Genomic DNA, 2,679 nt, shown 5'->3' with positions numbered 1-2,679 from the left:
CTCTCCACCAGCGCCCCATCTAGAGAGTGTGACATAACACAAAAGCACAGCAGTCTTGTTCTTGTGGGTTACTCTTTCAGATAGATTTCACCCCCCAAACGCAAAAGCCCTGCCGATCCCGACGGGCGCTGAGGTACTGCGGTCATCTCGTCCGACGGTCGCCAACGCACCAGGCGACGACGGCCGAGGGCTTAAATCAGTCGCTTGACTTAACGTAGCCCATGGGGTTGCCTGATCTTGTTGCTGACCGCCCCGGGCCGAGGGAGAGCATCGTGGATCAAGGAGACGGCGAGGTGGCCGGCGCCGTACTGCCGCGCGGCACCACCGTGGTGTGCGGTATGACCGCCGCCAACCGTGACCCGTCCCTCGAACTCGCGGTACCCGTAGGGCAGTTGCGGGAGCAGAAGGGCCTGGCCGTGGGCGGGCTGCGCGAGCTCCCGGTGCGGTGGTGACCATGGTGGGCAGGGCCGTACGGCACGAGCGGGTCGATGCCACGCGTGGGGCGATCCTCGCCGCCGCGGAGCGGCTGTTCGCCGAGCGCGGGGTGTACGCGGTCTCCAACCGCCAGGTCAGCGAGGCCGCGGGACAGGGCAACAACGCGGCCGTCGGTTACCACTTCGGCACCAAGGCCGACCTGGTGCGGGCGATCGCCCGGCAACACGCCGAGCAGGTCGAGCGGTTGCGCCTGCGGATGCTGGGCGAGATCGGCGACTCCACCGACGTACGGGACTGGGTGGACTGCCTGGTCCGCCCGGTCCTCGAGCATCTGGCGGAGCTGCCCAGCCCGACCTGGTACGCGCGGTTCTGCGCCCAGGTGATGACCGACCCGGCGCTCCACGAGATCATGGCCGATGAGTCCCTGGCCTCCCCGGCGCTGCGGCGGACCGTCGAAGGGTTCAACCGGTGCCTACCCGAACTGCCGATCGAGGTGCACATCGAGCGCGGCGCCATGGCGCGCAATCTGATCCTGCACATGTGCGCCGAGCGGGAGCGCGCACTCGCCGAGCACACCGCCACACCCCGGTCCAGCTGGCACGACGCCGCCACCGGCCTGATCGACGGAATCGTCGGGCTGTGGCTTGCGCCCGTCACCCGCTGATCGCGGGGCCACCACACCAGCGGCCCGTGCGGGCCGCCGATCGACAACGGGGGTTCCACCACACACCTCGTACGAATTGAGGGAGCGATGACCAGCACAGTCAACCCGCTGGACGAGCGCGATGCGAAGGCCCCGGAGTATCCGATGGCCAGGGCGGCGGGGTGCCCGTTCGACCCGCCCCCCGCCCTGCGGGACAAACAGCAGGAGGGGCCGCTGGCGAGGGTCCGCCTCTGGGACGGCAGCACCCCGTGGCTGGCGACCCGGTACGCCGATCAACGGGCGCTGCTGGCCGACCCCAGGGTCAGCGCCGACATCAACCGGCCCGGCTATCCCCGGCAGGCCCCGATGCCCCCGGGAGGCACGGGGGTCAGCTTCATCCTCAAGGACGACCCCGAGCACGCCCGGCTTCGGCGGATGGTGACGGCGCCGTTCGCCATCAAGCGGGTGGAGGCGATGCGGCCCGGTGTGCAGAAGATCGTGGACGATCTGATCGACGAGCTGCTGGCCGGTCCGAACCCGGTGGACCTGGTGGAGGCGTTCGCCCTGCCGGTGCCCTCGCTGGTGATCTGTCAGCTGCTCGGAGTGCCCTACAGCGACCACGACTTCTTCCAGGACAACAGCAAGGTCATCATCAACCGGAACGTCACCCCCGAGCAGCGCTCGGCCGCCCATGGCAACCTGATCGAGTATCTGGACGGCCTGATGGGCGAGAAGATGGCCCATCCTGTGGACGATCTGCTGTCCGGTCTTGCCGAGCGGGTCACGGCGGGCGAACTCGCCCGCGACGAGGCGGCACAGATGGGTGTGCTGCTGCTGATCGCGGGACATGAGACCACCGCGAACATGATCGCGCTCGGCACCCTCGCCCTGTTCGAGCACCCGGATCAGCTCGCCCTGCTGCGCGACACCGACGATCCCCGGCTGATCGCCTCGGCCGTGGAGGAGCTGCTGCGCTATCTGCACATCACCCACAGCGGGCGGCGCCGGGTGGCGACGGCGGACATCGAGATCGGTGGGGAGGTCATCCGCGCGGGCGAGGGGCTGATCCTGGCCAATGACATCGCCAACCGGGACCCGGACGTGTTCGCCGAGCCCGACCGGCTGGACCTCCGGCGCGACGCCCGCCGCCATGTGGCCTTCGGCTTCGGGGTGCACCAGTGCCTGGGCCAGCCGCTGGCCCGGATGGAGCTCCAGGTCGTCTACAGCACCCTGTACCGCCGCATCCCCACTCTGCGGTCGGCCGCCGAGCTGGATCGGATCCCCTTCAAACACGACGGATCCGTCTACGGCGTCTATGAACTTCCCGTGACCTGGTGAAGAGAGAGGAAACCCCGATGAAGGTGACCGTCGATCAGGACAAGTGCGTCGCGTCCGGCCAGTGTGTGGTCGCCGCGATGGAGGTCTTCGACCAGCGCGAAGAGGACGGCATCGTGGTGCTGCTCAACGCCGAGCCCCCGGCCGAGCAGGCCGACGACATCCGGCACGCCGCGGCGGTGTGCCCGGCCGTGGCCATCGAGGTCCGGGACTAGGTCCAGGACCGGGTTCGGGTCCGGGTTCGGGTTCGGGTCCGGGTCCGGGTC

At 69.0% G+C, this 2,679-nt stretch carries 4 protein-coding genes; all 4 read left to right on the top strand.

Annotated features, from left to right (window positions below):
- The first annotated feature begins 272 nt into the window (after positions 1-272).
- Positions 273-452, top strand: a complete 180-nt coding sequence (locus ACFXB5_RS51580; protein WP_385222525.1) for a hypothetical protein — start codon at positions 273-275, stop codon at positions 450-452.
- A gap of 2 nt (positions 453-454) precedes the next feature.
- A complete protein-coding gene (locus tag ACFXB5_RS51575; RefSeq protein ID WP_385222522.1) occupies positions 455-1,099 on the top strand; it encodes a TetR/AcrR family transcriptional regulator in 645 nt (214 codons plus the stop codon).
- An 87-nt stretch (positions 1,100-1,186) separates the two neighbouring features.
- Positions 1,187-2,416 carry a cytochrome P450 gene (locus ACFXB5_RS51570; RefSeq protein ID WP_385222520.1) on the top strand — a complete coding sequence of 410 codons (1,230 nt, stop codon included), beginning with the start codon at positions 1,187-1,189 and terminating at the stop codon, positions 2,414-2,416.
- A 17-nt stretch (positions 2,417-2,433) separates the two neighbouring features.
- Entirely contained in the window at positions 2,434-2,628 is a 195-nt protein-coding gene (locus tag ACFXB5_RS51565) for a ferredoxin (RefSeq protein ID WP_069867705.1), read from the top strand.
- The last annotated feature ends 51 nt before the right edge of the window (positions 2,629-2,679 follow it).

The organism is Streptomyces sp. NPDC059455, from assembly GCF_042750115.1.
Taxonomy (GTDB): Bacteria; Actinomycetota; Actinomycetes; order Streptomycetales; family Streptomycetaceae; genus Streptomyces; species Streptomyces endocoffeicus.
This window is presented reverse-complemented; position numbering and strand designations above follow the sequence as displayed.